The organism is Nocardia bhagyanarayanae (assembly GCF_006716565.1).
In the GTDB taxonomy this organism is placed as follows: domain Bacteria; phylum Actinomycetota; class Actinomycetes; order Mycobacteriales; family Mycobacteriaceae; genus Nocardia; species Nocardia bhagyanarayanae.
In genome coordinates this window covers 1,044,035-1,062,672 of sequence record NZ_VFPG01000002.1, presented here as the reverse complement: position 1 = coordinate 1,062,672, position 18,638 = coordinate 1,044,035, and the positions used below count along the sequence as shown (strand labels likewise).

Annotated in this window: 15 protein-coding genes; 6 read left to right on the top strand and 9 right to left on the bottom strand. The window is 68.9% G+C overall.

Features of this window, described 5'->3' with window-relative positions; genetic code table 11:
• Positions 1-482: 482 nt before the first annotated feature.
• From tyrS to FB390_RS31590, 3 genes are all read right to left on the bottom strand, one after another.
• Entirely contained in the window at positions 483-1,775 is a 1,293-nt protein-coding gene (gene tyrS / locus FB390_RS31600; RefSeq protein WP_141812826.1) for a tyrosine--tRNA ligase, read from the bottom strand.
• Positions 1,776-2,120: 345 nt separating this feature from the next.
• Positions 2,121-2,801 (bottom strand): DNA-3-methyladenine glycosylase, encoded by a 681-nt coding sequence (locus FB390_RS31595; protein ID WP_425465932.1) that lies wholly within the window; start codon positions 2,799-2,801, stop codon positions 2,121-2,123.
• 466 nt (positions 2,802-3,267) lie between these two features.
• The gene (locus tag FB390_RS31590; protein WP_185757358.1) at positions 3,268-4,155 is read right to left on the bottom strand and encodes an RNA polymerase sigma-70 factor; all 888 of its coding nucleotides are present in this window, start codon (positions 4,153-4,155) and stop codon (positions 3,268-3,270) included.
• A gap of 285 nt (positions 4,156-4,440) precedes the next feature.
• Between FB390_RS31590 and FB390_RS31585 the strand changes: the two genes are divergently transcribed.
• From FB390_RS31585 to FB390_RS31570, 4 genes are all read left to right on the top strand, one after another.
• Positions 4,441-5,964, top strand: a complete 1,524-nt coding sequence (locus FB390_RS31585) for a multicopper oxidase family protein (RefSeq protein WP_141812824.1) — start codon at positions 4,441-4,443, stop codon at positions 5,962-5,964.
• 77 nt (positions 5,965-6,041) lie between these two features.
• Positions 6,042-6,773 carry an ABC transporter ATP-binding protein gene (locus FB390_RS31580; RefSeq protein WP_141812823.1) on the top strand — a complete coding sequence of 244 codons (732 nt, stop codon included), beginning with the start codon at positions 6,042-6,044 and terminating at the stop codon, positions 6,771-6,773.
• Complete coding sequence (locus tag FB390_RS31575) at positions 6,770-7,564, top strand: ABC transporter permease (RefSeq protein ID WP_141812822.1); 795 nt, start codon at positions 6,770-6,772, stop codon at positions 7,562-7,564. The genes FB390_RS31580 and FB390_RS31575 overlap by 4 nt, the downstream gene beginning before the upstream one ends.
• Complete coding sequence (locus FB390_RS31570) at positions 7,561-8,256, top strand: TetR/AcrR family transcriptional regulator (protein ID WP_141812821.1); 696 nt, start codon at positions 7,561-7,563, stop codon at positions 8,254-8,256. Before FB390_RS31575 ends, FB390_RS31570 begins: the two co-directional genes overlap by 4 nt.
• A 19-nt stretch (positions 8,257-8,275) precedes the next feature.
• Here the strand turns inward: FB390_RS31570 and FB390_RS31565 are convergent, their stop codons facing one another.
• Genes FB390_RS31565 through FB390_RS31555 form a run of 3 tightly spaced genes read right to left on the bottom strand, consistent with a single transcriptional unit; the run spans position 8,276 to position 11,265 of the window.
• Positions 8,276-8,494, bottom strand: coding sequence for a Trm112 family protein (locus FB390_RS31565; RefSeq protein ID WP_067793020.1), 219 nt, complete (start codon positions 8,492-8,494; stop codon positions 8,276-8,278).
• Between the two features lie 10 nt (positions 8,495-8,504).
• On the bottom strand, positions 8,505-8,990 hold the full coding sequence (locus FB390_RS31560; protein ID WP_141812820.1) for a GtrA family protein: 486 nt from the start codon (positions 8,988-8,990) through the stop codon (positions 8,505-8,507).
• Between the two features lie 22 nt (positions 8,991-9,012).
• The gene (locus FB390_RS31555) at positions 9,013-11,265 is read right to left on the bottom strand and encodes a glycosyltransferase family protein (protein WP_246124502.1); all 2,253 of its coding nucleotides are present in this window, start codon (positions 11,263-11,265) and stop codon (positions 9,013-9,015) included.
• A gap of 179 nt (positions 11,266-11,444) precedes the next feature.
• Between FB390_RS31555 and FB390_RS31550 the strand changes: the two genes are divergently transcribed.
• Complete coding sequence (locus FB390_RS31550; protein WP_141812819.1) at positions 11,445-12,530, top strand: glycosyltransferase family 2 protein; 1,086 nt, start codon at positions 11,445-11,447, stop codon at positions 12,528-12,530.
• The gene (gene rffA, locus FB390_RS31545) at positions 12,520-13,659 is read left to right on the top strand and encodes a dTDP-4-amino-4,6-dideoxygalactose transaminase (RefSeq protein ID WP_141812818.1); all 1,140 of its coding nucleotides are present in this window, start codon (positions 12,520-12,522) and stop codon (positions 13,657-13,659) included. The genes FB390_RS31550 and rffA overlap by 11 nt, the downstream gene beginning before the upstream one ends.
• 64 nt (positions 13,660-13,723) lie before the next feature.
• Here rffA and FB390_RS31540 read toward each other — a convergent pair whose 3' ends face one another.
• The 3 genes from FB390_RS31540 to FB390_RS31530 form a co-directional block, all read right to left on the bottom strand.
• A complete protein-coding gene (locus FB390_RS31540) occupies positions 13,724-14,323 on the bottom strand; it encodes a class I SAM-dependent methyltransferase (RefSeq protein ID WP_141812817.1) in 600 nt (199 codons plus the stop codon).
• A gap of 198 nt (positions 14,324-14,521) precedes the next feature.
• Positions 14,522-17,470, bottom strand: a complete 2,949-nt coding sequence (locus FB390_RS31535; protein ID WP_141812816.1) for an acyl-CoA synthetase — start codon at positions 17,468-17,470, stop codon at positions 14,522-14,524.
• Positions 17,471-17,638: 168 nt separating this feature from the next.
• Positions 17,639-18,424, bottom strand: coding sequence for a bestrophin-like domain (locus FB390_RS31530; RefSeq protein ID WP_141812815.1), 786 nt, complete (start codon positions 18,422-18,424; stop codon positions 17,639-17,641).
• Between the last annotated feature and the right edge of the window lie 214 nt (positions 18,425-18,638).

The window sequence follows — 18,638 nt, the reverse complement described above, 5'->3', positions numbered from 1 at the left end:
GAAAACCTAGCAAAACAATCGCCAGCCGGAAATTAGCTGACTTCAATGTCCAGCCCTCCACACGGGGAGTGGAAGGGCCGGAACCAAATTTCAAAATTTGGCACTGACATTCATCGACACACTATTGAGTTCTCAAAGAACACACGCACACCCATCCGCGCCGGTCTCACCCGGTGCTTCTGAGAGGCAACTTTCCCAGCCTAACCGGCCTCTCGTCTGGAGTCAAGTCCATTCGATTGTCCTGGTCCTTGCGGGCCGCCAGGCGCTCCTCGTCCTACCTCGTGTCCCGGTCCACGCTCAGCCTCTCGGCTTGGCGTCTCGGCTCCGGGTCGGTGTCCGTGTCGCTCTGACGTTGAATAAGTTACGCGGCGACGAACGCGTCGTCAAATCCGCACTACACGGATGTAATTCCGCAGGTCAGAGGCTTGCGATCCGGCCGAAAACGGGCTTGGGCCACACGAATGTGACCCAAGACACCAAGATCAACTCGCGGTGGCCCGCCGGACGCCCGCGATATTGCGCTTGCCCCTGCGCACCACCAGCCAGCGTCCGTGCAGGTAGTCGCCCTCGGCGGGGGTCCACTCGAGGTCGGAGATCTTCTGGTTGTTGACCGATGCGCCGCCCTCGTTGACCGCGCGCCGGGCGGCGCCGCGGCTCTCGGACAGTCCGGTGGCGACGAGCAGATCGACGATCGTGTCGGGCTGGCCCGGCGCGACCTCGGCCAATTCGCCGTCGACCGCGGCCTCGCGCAGGGCGGCGGCCAGCGTCGGCTCGTCCAGTTCGCGCAGCTCGCCGCGACCGAAGAGGGCCTGGCTCGCCAGCTGGACGGCGCGGGTGTGCTCCTCGCCGTGCACCAGCGTCGTCATCTCGGCGGCCAGCCTGCGCTGGGCTTCCCTGGCGTGCGGACGTTCCTCGGTCGCCTTCTCCAACTCGGCGAGTTCCTCGCGGGTGAGGAAGGTGAACCAGCGCAGGTACCGGACGACGTCGGCGTCGGCGGTGTTCACGAAGTACTGGTACCACGCGTACGGGCTGGTCATCTCCGGATCGAGCCAGAGGCTGCCGCCGCCGGTGGACTTGCCGAACTTCTTGCCGTCGGCGGAGGTCACCAGCGGCACGGTGAGCGCGTGCACCGATTCCCCGTCGACGCGGCGGTTCAGCTCGACGCCCGCGATGATGTTGCCCCACTGGTCCGAGCCGCCGACCTGCAAGCGGCAGCCGTAGTTGCGGCGCAGCTGCAGGTAGTCGTTGGCTTGCAGCAGCATGTAGCTGAACTCGGTGTAGGAGATGCCCTCACCGTCGAGGCGCCGCTTGATGGTGTCGCGGGCCAGCATGACGTTGACCGAGAAGTGCTTGCCGACGTCGCGCAGGAAGTCGACGGCGGTGAGCTGCCCGGTCCAGTCCATGTTGTTGGCGATGACCGCGCCGGTGGGCGAATCGTCCAAGTCGACGAACCGCTCGAGCTGGGAGCGAATCCGCTGGGCCCACTCGGCCACCGTGTCGGTCGAGTTCATGGTGCGTTCGCCGACGTCGCGCGGGTCGCCGATCAGGCCGGTCGCGCCGCCCGCCAGGACGATCGGCCGGTGCCCGGCGCGCTGGAAACGCTTCAACGCCAGCAGCGGGACCAAGTGGCCGGCGTGCAGGCTCGCCGCGGTCGGATCGAAACCGGCATACAGCGTCAGCGGCCCGTCGGCCAGCGCCGCGCGCAGGGCGTCGAGGTCGGTGGACTGCGCGATCAGTCCGCGCCAGGTCAGTTCGTCGATGATGTCGCCGCTCACGCCGTCCCATCTTTCCGCACCGCTGTCCTGCGCCGATGCGCAGGTACCGGGGGCGATTCTCCGCGACACAGAGCGGCCGGGCCAGGGAATTACCCGCCGCCACCTCCCGCCGCGCTCGCCATGACCGAATAGTCGTGAACCGTGGCCAGACCCGGACGCCCCGGAACTCCGGCGCTCACTTCATCGGGATGCCGCCCGGCCTGCCCGCGATGGAGCCGCGGACCCATGTGCCGACACCCGGACTCCGCGCAGACCGCCGAGGCTCGGCCGTTCTCCTACCAGTCACCGAAGCCGATCGCGTCGAAGATCCCGCCCGGGCGATGAACTTCGGTGCCGGAGGTGCGGCTAATTCATCGCACTGCCGCGGGTTCCGCGCCGAACCCGTCCACCCGCGCCGGGGACGACCGCGGGGGCCGCGGCGGCGAGTGGCGCGCGGGGGCTGCGCCGGTACGCCGAGACCGCGGGCGAGGACGGCAGCCAGAACCGCCAGGGACGATCGGCGGCCGTGCTGACGCCGACGCGCGGACCGCTGGCGATCTGAGGGGCGTCGATCGCGCCGTCGAGGTCCAGCCGGATCGGCGACGCCGGATCGAACAGCGGCGTGCCGTAGTCGGCCAGGGTGATGCCGAGAATGGTGCCCAGATTCCCCGGGCCTCGACCCAGATCGATGTCGGAGCGCGCCGCGGGCCGGCGGGAACGCGCGACATCCAAGCCTTCGACGACCTCGCCCGCCCGGACCAGGACCGCGCTGGCCGTACCGTCGGGTCCGCTGGTGACATTGATGCAGGTGTGCATGCCGTAGCTGAGGTACACGTAGAGGAAGCCAGCGGGACCGAACATCACGGCGTTGCGTTTGGTCCGCCCGCGCCCGGAGTGCGAGGCCGTGTCCGGCCACGGCCCCTCCGGATCGCCGCCGTACGCCTCGACCTCGACGATCCGGACGGCCACCGGCCCGGACCGCAAGGTTGCACCGAGCAGGCGACGGGCGGCGGCGGGCGGTTCGACCACGAGATCATCGACAGACACAGCGGCCATTCTCCTCGACCGCACCGACAACCGCTCAGCCGCTGGTCAGGCCCGCGGTAAGGAGCGCTCGCAGCGGCTCCGAACACCATCGGTCCATTCGCCGAGAACCAACGCGCGCCGCCACGACGAGCCGATGCGGAACCGCCACGCGCTCACCACACACCACGCTGCGCACTCTGGCGCGGCCACACACGGCTACTGCCCAGCGGAGTCCAGCGCGCGAGTGGACGCAAGCCGGCGGTTGCGGACCGCTCGGAATCGCCGATGGACGCGGACACCAGCGTCCGCGCACAGCGCTCGGCGTCTTGGTCGAGCGACAGTGGGACGTCGTCAGCTTCGAGCCCTCGAGGCGCAGCAGCTGGGCCGGATGTGCGACCGACCCCGGAATGCGACGACCGCTCAGATCAGGACCGTCAGGCCCGGGCGACAACAGCCGCGCCCGTCGAACCCACGACGAGCTACCCGCTCAGCCCAGCATCGATGTGCTCATCGTCAGCCCCTTCAACTTCCCTGGATTGACCTGGAAGCGCAGGTTCTCGATGCGGCCGTCGACCAGGTCGTAGGTGAATGCCGCGACCGGGACATCGCCGATGCGGGCCAGCGTGCCGACTTCGCCGTTGATGTGGGCGAGCTCGAGGGCGATGCCCGCCGACTCCGGCTTGGCGAGTACGCCGAGGATCCAGCGGGCGACGTGGTCGGGTCCGTGCAGCGGACGGCGGGCCGCGGTGACCACGCCGCCGCCGTCGGACCAGCAGGTGACGTCCGGGGCGAGCAGGTCCATCAGTGCGTTGAGGTCGCCGCCCGCGCAGGCCGCCATGAACTGCTCGGTGACGTGCGCGCGCTCGGTCGTGTCGGTGTCGAAGCGCGGGCGCCGCGACCGGACGTGGCTTCGGGCGCGGTGCGCGATCTGGCGGATCGTGGCCTCCGGCCGGTCCAGGGTGTCGGCGATCTCGGCGTGGCTGTAGCCGAACACCTCGCGCAGCAGGAACACCGCGCGCTCGATCGGGGTGAGCGTTTCGAGCACCACCAGCATGGCGGTGGAGACGGTATCGGCCAATTCGGTGCGCTCCGCGAAATCGGGTGTCGTGAGCAGGGGTTCGGGCAACCAGGGCCCCACGTAGTTTTCACGGGTGGCCCTGGCCGAGGTCAGTCGATTGAGCGACAAGTTGGTGACGGTGCGCACCAGATAGGACTTCGGGTGCCGCACCTCGGACCGATCGGCTTCGTTCCACTTCAGCCACGTGTCCTGCAGGACGTCCTCCGCGTCGGTGACGGTGCCGAGCATCCGGTACGCGGTAGCGAACAGCAGCCGCCGGTGTTCGACGAAAGGATCGGATTCCGACGTCTCTGCCATCAGCCCATGCTCCTTCGTGCGGGACCGAGTCGGCAAACCGGCCGGTCTCTTGTACGGGTCGCCCGGCCACCGCGCGAGAGTCGCACGGCGACGGTCATGTTCATGGCGGTTGCTCCGATCCGTTGCTCGGTCGCTGGTTGGTGACGACCATGGGACAAGCGACCGGCGCCGAACGTGACACCACAGATCATGACCTGCGTCACATATCGCTCAGGGCTGGGTCCAGGGTCGAAATAGGGACGCTCCCCGATGCGTCGGAGGACGCGAGATTCCTACCGTCGGTGCATGAATTCGGTTTCCCGTCCGCGTCGATGGCGGCGGTTGTTCGTCGGTCTCGTTTCCTTCGTCCTCGTGTTGCTTGTCGTGATCGGCGGTTGTGCCAGTTGGATCTACGTGGACGCGGCGGTGTCCACCGTCGGTCGCACGGACTTTCACAACGAGCTCGCGGTGCCGCCACTGGCCGAGTCTCGAATCGAGCCCGACGGGACGCGCCTGTTCGAGCTCGACATGCGCACGGGCAGCAGGGAATTCCGACCCGGACAGGCCACGGAGACCTGGGGTTTCAACGGCGACTACCTCGGGCCGACGCTGCGTGCCCGGCGCGGCGAACAGGTCCGGGTCCACGTCCGCAACGGCTTGCCCGAGGCCTCGACGGTGCACTGGCACGGCATGCACCTCCCGGCGGCCATGGACGGCGGCCCGCACCAGATGGTCGAGGCGGGCGCGACGTGGACGCCGCAGTGGACGGTGGACCAGCCCGCCGCGACGCTCTGGTACCACCCGCATCCGCACGGCGCGACGGAGGATCACGTGCGCCGCGGCCTGGCCGGGATGTTCCTACTGGACGACGATCTGACCGAAACCTTGCCGCTGCCAAGGAATTACGGCGTCGACGACCTGCCGGTCATCGTGCAGGACGTGACCTTCCGCGGCGCGCGCTTCGAGGACACCCACCGGATCTTCCGGGAGGTCGGCTTCCTCGGCGAGCAGACGATGGTCAACGGCACGCTGGCCCCCTACCGCGAGGTCGGCGACGAACTGATCCGGCTGCGGCTGCTCAACGCCTCCACCGCGCGCGTCTACACCTTCGGCTTCGACGACGCCCGCGCCTTCTCGCTCGTCGGCACGGACGGCGGCCTGCTCGATCGCCCCGCCACCCTGCACGAGCTGCCGCTCTCGCCGGGCGAGCGCGCGGAGATCGTGGTGCGAATGCGTCCCGGCGAGCGAACGGTATTGCGCAGCAACAAGTTGGACGCGGGCCTCGGCTTCTGGACCCAGCGCTTCAACGGCGGCGACGACACGTTCGACCTGCTGGAACTGCGCGCGGCGGCGACCCTGCGCCCCTCCCCGGCGCTGCCCGCGACGCTGGCGCCCGCGTCAACGCCCGACGGCCGCGACTCGGTGACCGAACGCCGCTTCGAACTCGACCTGAGCGGTATCAACGGACAACCGATGGCGATGGACCGCATCGATTTCGCCGTCACCCGAGGTTCCACCGAGACCTGGATCGTGCACAACCGCGACGGCATGCCGCACAACTTCCACATCCACGACGTGCAGTTCCGCGTGCTCGCGGTCGGCGATGAGGCGCCGCCCGCGCACCTGACCGGACCGAAGGACACCGTCTTCCTCGCGCCGGACGAGACCGTGCGGCTCGCGGTGCGCTTCGACGGCCCCGCCGATCCGGACACGCCGTACATGTACCACTGCCATCTGCTGTGGCACGAGGATCTCGGCATGATGGGCCAGTTCGTCGTGGTGGAACCCGGGGGCGCGGCCGGACGCCCCCAGCATCGTCACGGGCATTGACCCCCCTTGCCGCGCCGGGTCCGGCGGAGGTAAATTCATCACACAGTGAATTCAACACTCGATGAATTGAGGCCGTCATGTCTCACCCTTCGCCGTCTCCGGCCGTCGAAATCCGGAACCTGACCGTCCGGCGCGGCAAACGCGAAGTCCTGCACAACATCTCGTTGACCATTCCGCGCGGCTCGATCACCGGGCTGCTCGGACCTTCGGGCTGCGGCAAGACCACGCTGATGCGCAGCATCGTCGGCACCCAGATCGTGGCCTCCGGCGAGATCACCGCGCTCGGCCTGCCCGCGGGATCCGCCGAACTGCGCAGGCGCATCGGCTACGTCACCCAGGCACCGAGCATCTACCCCGACCTCAGCGTCCGCGACAACGTCGCCTACTACGCCGCGCTCTACGGCCGCGATCGCGACGACACCGACACCGCCATCGCGGCGGTCGGCCTGCTCGAACACGCCGACCAGCGCGGCGACGAACTCTCCGGCGGTCAGATGACCAGGGCCTCGCTGGCCTGCGCGCTGGTCGCCCAGCCGGATCTGCTCGTGCTCGACGAACCGACCGTCGGGCTCGATCCGGTCCTGCGGGTCGATCTGTGGAAGCAGTTCCACGAGCTGGCCGCCAACGGGACGACGCTACTGGTCTCCAGCCACGTCATGGACGAGGCCGAGCACTGCGACAAGCTGCTGCTGATGCGCGAAGGCGACGTGCTCGCCCAGCTCAGCCCCGACGAACTGCGCGAACAGACCGGCGAGCAGAACCTCGAACAGGCCTTCCTCACCCTCATCACGATGGGACAAGCGGCATGACCACCACCGTCCTGCATCCCGGCGCGTCCAGGTGGACGCTGCGCCCGTACGCCGCGACCACCACCCGCATCCTGCGCCAGCTGCGCAACGACCACCGCACCGTCGCCATGATCCTGGTGGTCCCCGCCCTGCTGATGACGCTGCTGTACTTCATCTACGCCGAGGCGCCGACCGCGCCGCACCAGCCGTTGACGCTGTTCGACCGGGTCGGCATCAGCATGCTCGGCATCCTGCCGTTCATCGTTATGTTCCTGATCACCGCGATCGCCATGCAGCGCGAACGCACTTCGGGGACCCTCGAACGGCTGCTCACCACACCGCTGTCCAAGCTCGACCTGCTCGGCGGCTACGGCACCGCCTTCTCGCTGGCCGCGGCCGCACAGGCGACCGTCGCGTGCCTGGTGTCGTTCGGGCTGCTCGATCTGGAGGCGGCGGGCAACCCGGCCTGGGTGGTGCTGATCGCGGTCGTCGACGCCATCTGCGGTGTGGCGCTCGGCCTGCTGGCGAGCGCGTTCGCGCGCACCGAGTTCCAGGCGGTGCAGTTCATGCCGGTCGTCGTCGCGCCGCAGATCTTCCTGTGCGGCTTGCTCGTTCCGCGTGACCAGCTGCCGGGCTGGCTGCAACCGATCAGTGATCTGATGCCGCTGAGCTACGCCGTCGATGCGCTGCAACAGGTTTCGACCAACCCGGAGGCGACCGCGGAGATGTGGCGCGATCTCGCCATCGTCGCGGCGTTCGCCGTGGTGGCGCTGGTGCTCGGTGCGGCGACCCTGCGCAGGCGGACCGCATGAGCGCGGCGCCCCGTCAGCGGAACGGACGCGCCGATGCGGTCGAAGCCGAAGAGCGGCAAGGACGTTCGGGGCGGCGGCCGGGCAGATCCGGCGCGCGGGAGGCGATCCTCGCCGCCGCGCGCGCTCGGTTCGCCGAGGCGGGTTTCGACAAGACCTCGATCCGGGCCGTCGCCGCCGACGCCGGAGTGGATCCGGCGCTGGTGCACCACTATTTCGGCACCAAGCAGCAGTTGTTCGGGGCGGTGGTGGAGCTTCCCACGGACCCCGAAGTGATCCTGACCGTCATGGACAACGCGCCGCTGGACCAACTCGGTGCGACGATCCTCGGCGCGGTGGTCGGCGTGTGGGACTCCCCCGCGGGTCCCGGCATCGTCGCGGCGGTGCGCGGACTGCTCACCGGCGGCGATCCGGTGCTGGCCCGCACGTTCGTACTGGAGGTGGTGCTCGAACGGGTCCGCAAGCGCATCGCCACCCCGGAGGACGACGGACGCGCGCGAGTGGCTCTGGCCGCCTCGCAGCTGATGGGCGTGCTGGTGGCGCGCAAGATCATCGGCGTCGAACCGCTGGCATCGATGCCCATCGAGGAGCTCGTCGCCGCCGTCGGCCCGACGTTGCAGCGCTACCTGACCGGCGACATCGGCTCGGCCACAAGCGAAATCACGCCGATCACCGAGACGATCCCAGGCCTGTGACCCGGTCGTCGTCGCACGCTCAGGCGGTGAACGCCTCGTGCTCGGCCTCGGTGACGTCGCGCGCCTCGTCGATCAGCAGCACCGGGATCCCGTTCTCGATCGGGTAGGCGCGGCGAAGGCGCGGGTTGTAGAGCAGCGCGGCGCCCGCGGCATCGCGGACCAGCAGCAGCGGGCCCTTGTCCTGCGGGCAGGCGAGCAGGCTCAGCAGGGTGGCGTCCAACGCGGTTTCCTCGGGCATGATCGAGAACCTACCCGACCGGTTCGCCCGCTTCGACCGCCGGGCGACGGCGGAACGAGATGTGCCGATGCCCGAAGAAACTCGCCACCGCGACCAGGCCCATCACCACGACCGCGGAGGGCTGCGCGGGCAGGTGCAGCACGGTCACGGCCAGGTAGAGCAGCGCCGTGTTGAGCGCGAGGCCACCGGAGTTGACCGCCACGAAGCCCGCGAAATCGCGCAGCACGTGGCCGCGCACGCGGAACACCAGGGTGCGGTGCAGCACGAACGCGACGGTGATGCCGAGGGCGTAGGCCAGCGGGACAGCGACCAGCGGCGCCCATCCGGCGTCGGGCAGCACGGTCAGCCAGCCCACCGTCAGCGCCATGCCGAAGACCGTGTTGAAGGCGCCGATCAGCGCGAAGGCGACCTCCTGCCGCCGGACCAGCCGCAGCAGCAGACCCGAAGCGGGCGCGGCCGCCTCGGTCGTCGCGATCGAACCCGGGTCGGTGCTCACGAGTTCGCCTCGCCGCGCGCGCTCACGAGACCACGTCCGCGAGCTCGCGCTCCGGCTCACCCGCGGGGCGTTCCTCGGTGTCCGCGTCGTCGTCGCGACGCCGGGACCGCACGTACATCCACTGGAGCACGCCCAGACCCGCCAGCCCGGCAACCATGGTCGCGATGCCGATCTTCCAACCCGGCGGACGCCAGGTCAGCACCAGTTCGGCGTCCTTCGTGCCCGCGGGAACCTCCACGGCGACGAAGGACTTGGCCACGGTGGTGATCGGAATCTGCTTGCCGTCCAGGGTGACTCGGTACCCGGGCCAGCCGAGGCGGGCGAAGACCACGCGGCCGCCCTGCTCCGAGCTCACCCGCACGCGGCTGGTGGTGTCGGTCTCCGCGATCGACGTTGCCGTCACGTTCTTCGTGTCCGAGACCCGCCCGTTCACGGTGGACACCGGACCGTCGACGCGCTCGAGCACCGCGATGTAGCGCTCGTGGCCCGGGTAGTCCACCCACTTCCAGCCCTCGGGTGCGGCTTGGTCGCGCGCGTCGGGGTACAGCGCGCGCTGCAACACCACCCTGTCGAGCTTCATCAGGTCGACCAGCGGTCGGCCCGTGCTCGGCTCCGGCGCGAACACCCTGCGATAGGCGTCCGGGCAGACGCTGCTGTCCCAGCGCATGCACAGCAGCTCACCGAAGTAGAAGTGCCCGGTGGGCGTATAGCCGTTGACGTACTTCAGCTCCAGCGCCCTGGCGTAGTTGCCGAAGACCAGGGAGCCGTAGGCGGCGTCGATGTCGCGGTCGGCCGGTTGCAGCAGACCGCGCTCGCCGAGTTGGAGGGTGGTTCCGGTGAAATCGGGGAACTCGGCCATCGCTTCGGTGCGGTCGGCGGGCAGATTCCACGGCATCGGCGTCGGCTGTGCGGCGCTCACCTGGAAATAGGCGATCGGGAACATGGCGACGATGGTCAGCGCGCACGCGGCGGCGATACCGCGCTCGCGGGCGAGCCACACCACCCCGGCGCCCACCGCCGCGATGGCGAGCGCGGCGACCACGTGCCAGAGCGCGTGGCGCGGGTCGGCAGAGAAGGACCGCACCCACAGCGCCAGGATCAGCACACCGGCCGCGATGCCGCGGTTCTTCCAGTTCTGGAATGTGCCGTAGCGGCCGAGCAATACGCATACCAGCACCAGCAGGCCGATGGCCAGCATCGGCAGCACCCGGACCGGCCAGCGCAGCGGACCGATCGAGCCCGGTCCGGCGGTCCACATCAGCATGATCATGGCGAACAGCGCGACCGCGCTCAGCTCGCGCCACGACTCGCGGGCCCGTTTCCAGTCGATGAACGCCAGCGCCGGGATCAGGAACCACGCGATGTAGGTCAGCGGCATCGGCTGCACGTAGCCCCACCACGACGTGAACGCGGGCAGCGAACTGGGCAGGCTGGCGTTGAGCGATTCCGACCACGGCACGGTCAGGAACTGGTCGTTGTTGATCTGCGCCGTGCCGCGCCAGGTCACTTTGGCCGAGAGCATGCTGGGCAGGAAGGTCAGCAGTCCGGCCAGTCCGGCGAACAACGAGACGGCCGTGAGCCGGGCGACGGGCTGCCACTTGCGTTGGTACACAAGCTCGCCGACCGCCACCGCGAGCAGCATCAGCGCCGCCTCCACGGCCGGGAAGATGTACTGGGTGGAGATCGTCAGGTACAGGAAGACGAAGACCGGAATCGGGCCGCCGAGCCCGCGGGTGTAGCGCACCGACGAGGCCCACGCGTGCACCAGCCAAGCGGTGCCGGTCAGCGCGGTCATCCAGCTGGCCTGATCGAAGAACAGGAAGAAACCGGACAGCGGGAACGCGATGCCGGCCACCGCCGACCAGGCCGGGCGCGCGCCGTAGACCAGGCAGATCCGGTAGACGCCGGTCGCGGCGATGATGGAGAAGATCAGCTTGACGACGGTCGCGTACAGCGCAACGTTGTCCACCGAGGGCGCGATCAGATCGATCAGCAGCTGCGGCGGATTGAACAGGCCCGCGTCGTCCATGGTGTTGTTGCCCGACATCCACTGTTCCGGGACCATCACCGGGAATTGGCCGTCGCGCAGCGCCCGGCCGAGGCCGACCCACAGCGCGGTGTACTGCGATTCGGTGTCGTCGGTGAAGTAGTGCCGGACGTTGGCGAGCAGCACCGCCGCGTACCCCGCGATCACCCCGAACACTGTGATCGCGGCCCACCGGTGGACGTCCCGTCGCGAGTGCGGCCGCGAGTCGAGTACTGCACTGTCGGTCACGAGTTCCAAACCCTACAGCCCACCGCAGCGCTTGGCATCGGCCGCCGAGGTGTTGATGATGGTCTGATGAACTGCACCGGAAGGCCTTGTTCGCATCGTGCTACAGTTCACGGCGGCTCGGGCTCCGCTGTCCAGCGGGCAGTACCGGCACGCACCGTCATCGAAAGTTGATTCAGCTGATGCCGATTCCCTCCGCTCGCCCGTACCGCGCCGACCCCGTCGCGGACGGACGTCCCGGCCTCGACCGGCCGCACGGCATTTCCGTTGTGGTTCCGGTGTATCGGGGCGAGAACACCATCGGCGGACTGGTCGCCGAGCTGCACGCGCTCACCGCTGGCTCGCAGACGCCGGGCGGCACCGCGTTCACCGTCCAGGAAATCATTCTGGTGCACGACAACGGGCCCGATCGCTCCGATGTCGTCCTGCAAGAGCTGGAACAGACCTACCCCGAGGTGCGCACCGTCTGGCTGAGCCGCAACTTCGGCCAGGACGCCGCCACCATCGCCGGAATGTCGGCCGCGCGCGGCGACTGGATCGTCACCATGGACGAGGACGGCCAGCACGATCCGCGCTTCATCGGTGCGTTCCTCGACGCGGCGCTCACCGGGCGCGCGGACCTGGTCTACTCCAAGCCGACCAACACCCGCCCGCACGGTTTCCTGCGCAACCTCACCTCGCGCGGGGCCAAGATCGTGCTGGCGACGCTGTTCGCCTTCCCCGATTCGACCAGGTTCGAGAGCTACCGGCTGATCCGCGGCGCCATCGGCCGCCAGCTCGCCGAGGTCGCCTCCAACGGCGTGTACCTCGACGTGGCGCTGACCTGGGTGGTCGGCACGGTCGTCCAGGAGCCCGTGGTGCTGCGCGCCGAGGGGCGCGAAGAGTCCGGCTACAACTACCGCAGGCTGTTCTCGCTGTTCTGGAAAATGGTCCTGTGCAGCGGAACCCGGGGCCTGCGTCTGGTCAGCATGCTCGGCGTGACGCTGGCGCTGGCCGGTGTGGTGATGGCGGGCGTCGTCGTGTACGAGGCGCTCACCACCGACGGCTGGGCGCCGGAGGGCTGGGCCTCCACCATCGTGGTGCTGCTGCTGTGTTCCGGAGCGATCCTGTTCTCGCTCGGCCTGATCGCCGAATATCTGGGCGTCGCCCTGCACATCCTGGTGGGCAAGCCGCTCTACCTCACCGTCGACTCACCGACGCCGCGCCCGATCGACGCGCGGGAACTGACCACGACCACGAGCAGGGGGACCAACCGGGTTGAGCACTGACCGCGTCATCTTCAGCCGCCCGTTCCGGGCGCGCCGGGAACTGGCCAATCTGGAGGCCGTGCTGGCCTCCGACCACAGCCATGGCGACGGGCAGTTCACCGCGTCGGCCACCGCGAAGCTCAAGGCCATCACCGGCGCGCCGCACGCGCTGCTGACCACTTCGTGCACCTCCGCGCTGGAAATGGCCGGTCTGCTGCTCGAGCTCGGCCCCGACGACGAAGTGATCGTGCCGAGCTTCGCGTTCACCTCCACGGCCACCTCGATGGCGCTGCGCGGGGCGACCTGCGTCTTCGCCGACATCGACCCGGCCTCGGGCAACCTGGATCCGGAATCGGTGGCCGCCGCCGTCACCGAGCGCACCAAGGCCGTGGTGGTCATCCACTACGGCGGTGTCGCCGCCGACATGGAAGGCCTGCTGGCGCTCGCCGCCCAGTACGGCTTCGCCGTCGTCGAGGACAACGCGCACGGGCTCGGCGGCAGCTGGCGCGGACGGCCGCTCGGCACCATCGGCACGCTGGGCACGCTCAGCTTCCACGACACCAAGAACGTGCACTGCGGCGAGGGCGGCGCGCTGCTGCTCACCGACGAGATCCTGATGGCGCGCGCGGAGATCATCCGGGAGAAGGGCACCGACCGTGCCCGCTTCCTGCGCGGCGCGGTGGACAAGTACTCCTGGCAGGACATCGGTTCCAGCTACCTGCCCAGCGAGCTGAACGCCGCGGTGCTCGACGCGCAGCTCGACGAATTCGACACGATCCAGTCCGGCAGGCACCGGGTGTGGGACGCCTACGCCGCCGGGCTGGCGGACTGGGCGGCGCGCAACGACGTGCGCCTCATGACGGTGCCCGAGGATCGCGCGCACACCGCGCACCTGTACTACCTGCGCACGCCCACCGAGCAGCGCCGCGACGACCTGATCGCGCACCTCGGCGGTCTCGGCATCTCGGCTCCGTTCCACTACGTGCCGCTGGACTCCAGCCCGGCGGGTCTGAAGCTCGGCCGCACGCCGCGGCCCTGCCTGCGCAGCGCGGAGTTCTCCGGAACCGTTGTGCGTCTTCCGCTCTGGCCGGATCTGCGCGACGAGCAGGTGGCCAGGGTGATCGAGGCGGTCACCGCCTTCACCGTCTGACCCGCGACATCGACCGAACGTCACCTTCACCTGGTCGGGCGCGGTGGCGGTCACCTTCGGTCGGTCACGCGGTGAGGACGTACAGCTTCTCGCGGCCGCCCGCGATCAGGGAGCGGTGGGCGATGCGGGAGTTGTAGCGGTCGAAGAAGTCGTCCAGAGTCGGTTCGGTGAACCGGTGCGCCTGGCGACCGTCGCCCGCGTTGGTGAACCGGCGCCCGACGGTGGCCAGGATCCGGTTGCGGCTGGTCGCGAGGTTGCGGACGGGTTCGGCGACGATCACGGCCTTGCGCGCGGCCGCGAGCATCCGATCCAGCACCGGACCCGGCTCGGGCAGGAAGTGGTAGAGGCTGGCCTGCATGATGACGTAGTCCGCCTCCGGCAGCGGAGTATCGGAGCGCATGTTCCAGACCAGCCCGCGACCGCCCGCGCGGGAGACGCCCGCGACGAAACCCTCGTTCAGGTCGAGCCCGGTGTATTCGACCGACTTGGCGCGCAGGTAGCGGGTGTACAACGTCGCCGGACCGCAGCAGACGTCGACCACCTCGGCGCCGTCGGGCACCAGCCCGGCGATCGCGCCGTACCTGGCCGCGTAGTGGCGGCCGTACAGCCCGCGCATCAGCAGCTCGTACACGGCGCGATTGCGATAGATGAGGCTTTGACTCACCAAGTACCCCTGAACGGTTGTCGGACGTCGGGTGCGGCCTCCGGCGCCGCGCGGGCGGACCCGCGGACAAACTATGCCAGCCGACGCCGCGGCGCGAATTGTCCGGGTGCGCGAGCCGCGGCCAATCCAGCGGATCTACAACACGTTCCGGCCGCACCGGCGTGGACCGGTGCGGCCGGAACGGGCTCGGTCGCGGGCTCAGTCGCCGAAAAGTGCGCGGGCCTCGGTCTCGGTGAGCACCTCGTAGTTCTCGGTCTCGCGGTGGTACCACCAGGTGAGCGGACCCGGTTCCGGCCGGCCTGCCGCCTGCACCGCGCGGGTGGACGGCCGGTAGCTGGAGCTGCGCGGAATCTCGTCGACCACGTACACCACGTCCGGTCGTTGGTCGGGGTCGAGGGCGCGCATCGCCTCGGTGACGTCCTTCGGCTCCAGGTGGAAGCCGGCTCGCACGGACACCGCCGCCACCGCCAGGCAGTGATCGTCGACCGGAAGGCCGTAGGCGACCTCCATGTCGACGGCGGTGATGTCGTTGAGCACGTCCACGATCGGCTGGCCGAACACCGGACCGCGCGCGGTGTGGATCACCGTGTCCTTGCGGTCGACCAGCCAGTAGTCGCCGTCGCTGTCGCGGCGGAACAGATTCTCGGTCGGCATCCACGAGTCGCCCGCGGTGAACACCCCGCGCAGACCGCCCTCGGAGATGTCGACGCCTTCCGAGGCCCGGCCGAGCAGCAGACCGACCTCGTTGTCCGCGCAGCGGCGGGCGAAACCGGAATCGTCGACCAGGATGCGACCGGCGCTCGGGTCGTAGGCCACCAGTTCGACCTTGGCGGTGCCGGGCACCGGGCGGCCCTTGCAGCCGGCCTTGGCTCCGGTCACGTTGGCGAGCACCACATCGCCCTCGATGGAGGCGTAGAACTCCAGCACCCGCGCCGGTTCGAACTGGTCCATGGTGCGCCGCCACAGTCCGGCGGGCATTCCCGAGCCGATGAACAACCGGATCGGGTGCCGATGCCCGGCGGGGAACACTCCCGCGTCGAGGATGTCGCGCAGCATCGTCCAGGTGTAGGTCACCACCGTGACGCCGTAGCGGTGCACCTCCTCGGCGAACTGCTCCGGGTCGAGCGACCTGGCCAGCGCGATGCGGCTGCCGCCCGCGATGGCGCCGCCGAGGCTGACCAGCAGTCCCGACGAGTGGTGCAGCGGCGCGAGGCAGTACACCGTGTCCTTGCGGTCGAGATCGGCGGTGGTCGCGGTGCCGAAGGCCGAGAGCGCCCAGCGGTGGTTGGTGATGTGCTTGGTCTCCAGCCGGTCACCGGTGCCGGTCACCAGCACGAAGGCCAGCTCGCGCGCCAAGCCCGGGTTGGGGCGGTACCAGCCGGGCAACCGCACCTGGGTGGGATCGATCTGCTCGAGATCGATCACGTTGTCGCCCAGCGGGATATCGAGTCCGCGGGCTTCGCCGCCGCCCAACACCAGAACCCGTGCGCCGCTCGCCGCCGCTTGACGCAGATTCTCCGGATCGACGATCACCGTCTCCGCGCCGGTGAGTTCGATGGCGCGGTTCAGCTCGCTGCCCGGCGCGAGCAGCACCGCCACCGCGCCGAGCCGGGACAGCGCCGCCACCGTCACCAGGGCGCTCGGCCGGGTCTCCATGAGCACGCCGACCCGGCTCGCGGGGCGGATGCCGACGGAGATGAGCCCGCGCACCACATTGTCGATGCGGACTTGCACCGCCGCGTTGGTGTGCACCCGGTCCTCGAAGAGGAAGCATTCGCGCAGCGGCGCCCGCTTGGCCTGCTCGGCCAGCAGCTTGCCGAGCGAGATGCGGGTGTTGGGCTGGATCATGCCCAACCGGGTCAACCTGGGCAGCGCCCGCGCCGCCTCGCCCGCCAGCTCGATCGAACCGCGCACGGTGTTGTTGGCGATGCCTTCCAGCGCCTTGCCGACCCCGGCGCCCGCCTCGGCCAGCGTCCCCGCGGTGTGCACCACCCGGGTGGCCGCCGAGCGCGGGCGGTTGGTCGCCACGTGCTCGGACATCCGGAAGATCTCCTCGGGCAGCGGCTTGTCGCCGTCCATCCACTCCACCCACTGGCGCACCAGCGGCCACGTGTGGTTGGTGGCCATGCTGCCCGCGACCAGACCGAAATGGCCCGCGACCAGACTCGCCTCGAAGACCTCCGCGTTCGGCGCCGCGCGCACGATGCCGCGCACCGCGGCGGGCTGGCCGATGTCGTCCACCTCGCCGACGAAGGCCAGGATCGGGCACTTCAGCTCGGCGAGCGAGATCGGCTGATCGCGAATCACGAAACCGCCGAGCATCATCCGGTTGTGCGCGACGAACTGCTTGAGCAGGTCGGCGGCCGCGGGTCCGGCGTAGCCGACCCAGCCGTCGCTGTTGAGGAAGCGGCGCTGACGCTCCTTGGGCAGCAACGCCTCACGGTCGTGCAGCTGGCGCAGGAAGTCGATCCTGGCCTTGGCGGTCTTGACCGGGTCGAGCATCTGGAAGCCGAGCCGCACCATCGAATCGGTGATGGGCAGCCGCGTCACCACGTGGTCGGCGAGGAAGTCCGCCACGTCCGAGACCAGACCGTAGGGCAGACCGAACGGCATGCCTGCGACGATGTCGACCGGGCTGCCGAACGTCACGATGCTCTCGACGCCCTTGCCGAAGCGGTAGGCGGTGGTCTGGTAGGCGAACATGCCGCCCTGCGAGTAACCCATCAGGTGCACATTGCTGCCGGTCGCCTCGCAAACCGTGTCGATGGCGCTGCTCACCGCGAGCACGTGGTCGGCGAGGTCGCGCTCCCAGCCGCCCTCCTCGCTCGCCGGAGAACCGAAATCGACCACCCAGCAATCTATTCCGCCGCGGTGCAGAATGCCGACGGCGCCGTCCTCGGCGTTCACGTCCCAGATGTCGGCGTTGACCATCAGCGGCGGCACCAGTACCGCGACGGGGCGACCGGGCCTGGCATCGTCGGGGAAGTAATGGCGCAGCCGATACATCCTGCGCCGCTCGACCACCTCGAAGGGCGACGACTCGACATCGTGGGTGAGCCCACCGAAGCGGATCACCTCCAGGCCGTTCTGCGCGGTCGCCATCAACCGCTGCACCGAACCCACCAATTCCTTACCGAAGTTCACCATCGCTCCTGGCCCTACCCTGCAATGTGCCACACGACCTCCGCGCGCTCGGCGCGAAGAGACACCTTCCGACCCCCGGAGAAGTATGCCGTCCACGCGTATAGACGAGCTTCCCACATCGGGGTGACCTCATGTGTCGGCTGTGACAGGTTCCATGGCAGGTGAGCGCGATCACTGCCCCATGACGTGGATGTACATGCTCTCGAACGGTTCGGGGCTGACGCTGAGATCACCGCGGAACGGATAGTCCATGGCCGCGATCAGGAAGATCATCGCGCCGAGGAAGAAGGCGAACAGGCCGCCGAGCACCAGATGCGCGCCGCGGCTCAGGCTGAACATGCAGAGCAACACCAGGTTGACCGCGCCACCGACCAGGATGACCCACCACAGCACATCGGGCATGCCGCCTGCGGTGGCGTTGATCCGGTGCCTGCGGTCGGAGTCGAATTGCGCGAACTGTTCGATGGTCGCGGCGTGCACGATCTCCTGTGCGGTCGTCTGCGGCTCGAAGGCCAACAGGTTCGTCTGGAACCGAGTCACCAGAGCCGTGCCGCCCATCGGCTCACGCCCCTCGCGCAGCGCGGGCCACGCCTCGGTGAGCACGTTGTCGGCGTAGTCGACCAGATCCCTTTGGAGCTGAGTGCGTTGCGGCTCGGGGTAGGCGCCCACCTCGCGGTAGAGCGTGCCGAGCGCGGCGGCCTCGTCGGCGACCAAGGCCTGTGCGGTGTCGTAGGACTCGTAGGTCGCCGCCGCGATCAGGCCGAGTAGCAGTCCGTAGAACACGCCGCCGACGGTCAGCACCATCGTGACGGTTTCGTTCTTGCCGGGTTCGGGCCCGAAGATCCGGATCACGTACTTGCGTGAAACCAAGATGCCTGCGGAAGTGAGTAGTACCGCGGTGCCGGTGATGATGAGGAAGACCAGCCAGATGGGCAACACGTAGATCCACGTGAACATGGCAAGAAGATAGCCAGCCAACCGCGAATCGTCGGCGAATCCATGATTCATCCCAGGATGTTCGCGCGCGTCGCCGTGCCGTTATCTGTCGTTACTCGATCGAACGCATGTCGTAACCATCCGAATACGGGCCTGCGGAATCTGCGAATTTCGCTGCGCCGCAACACTTCCGCCACCTACCATCGATGCCGTCTGGAACGCACTGTCGCACAAG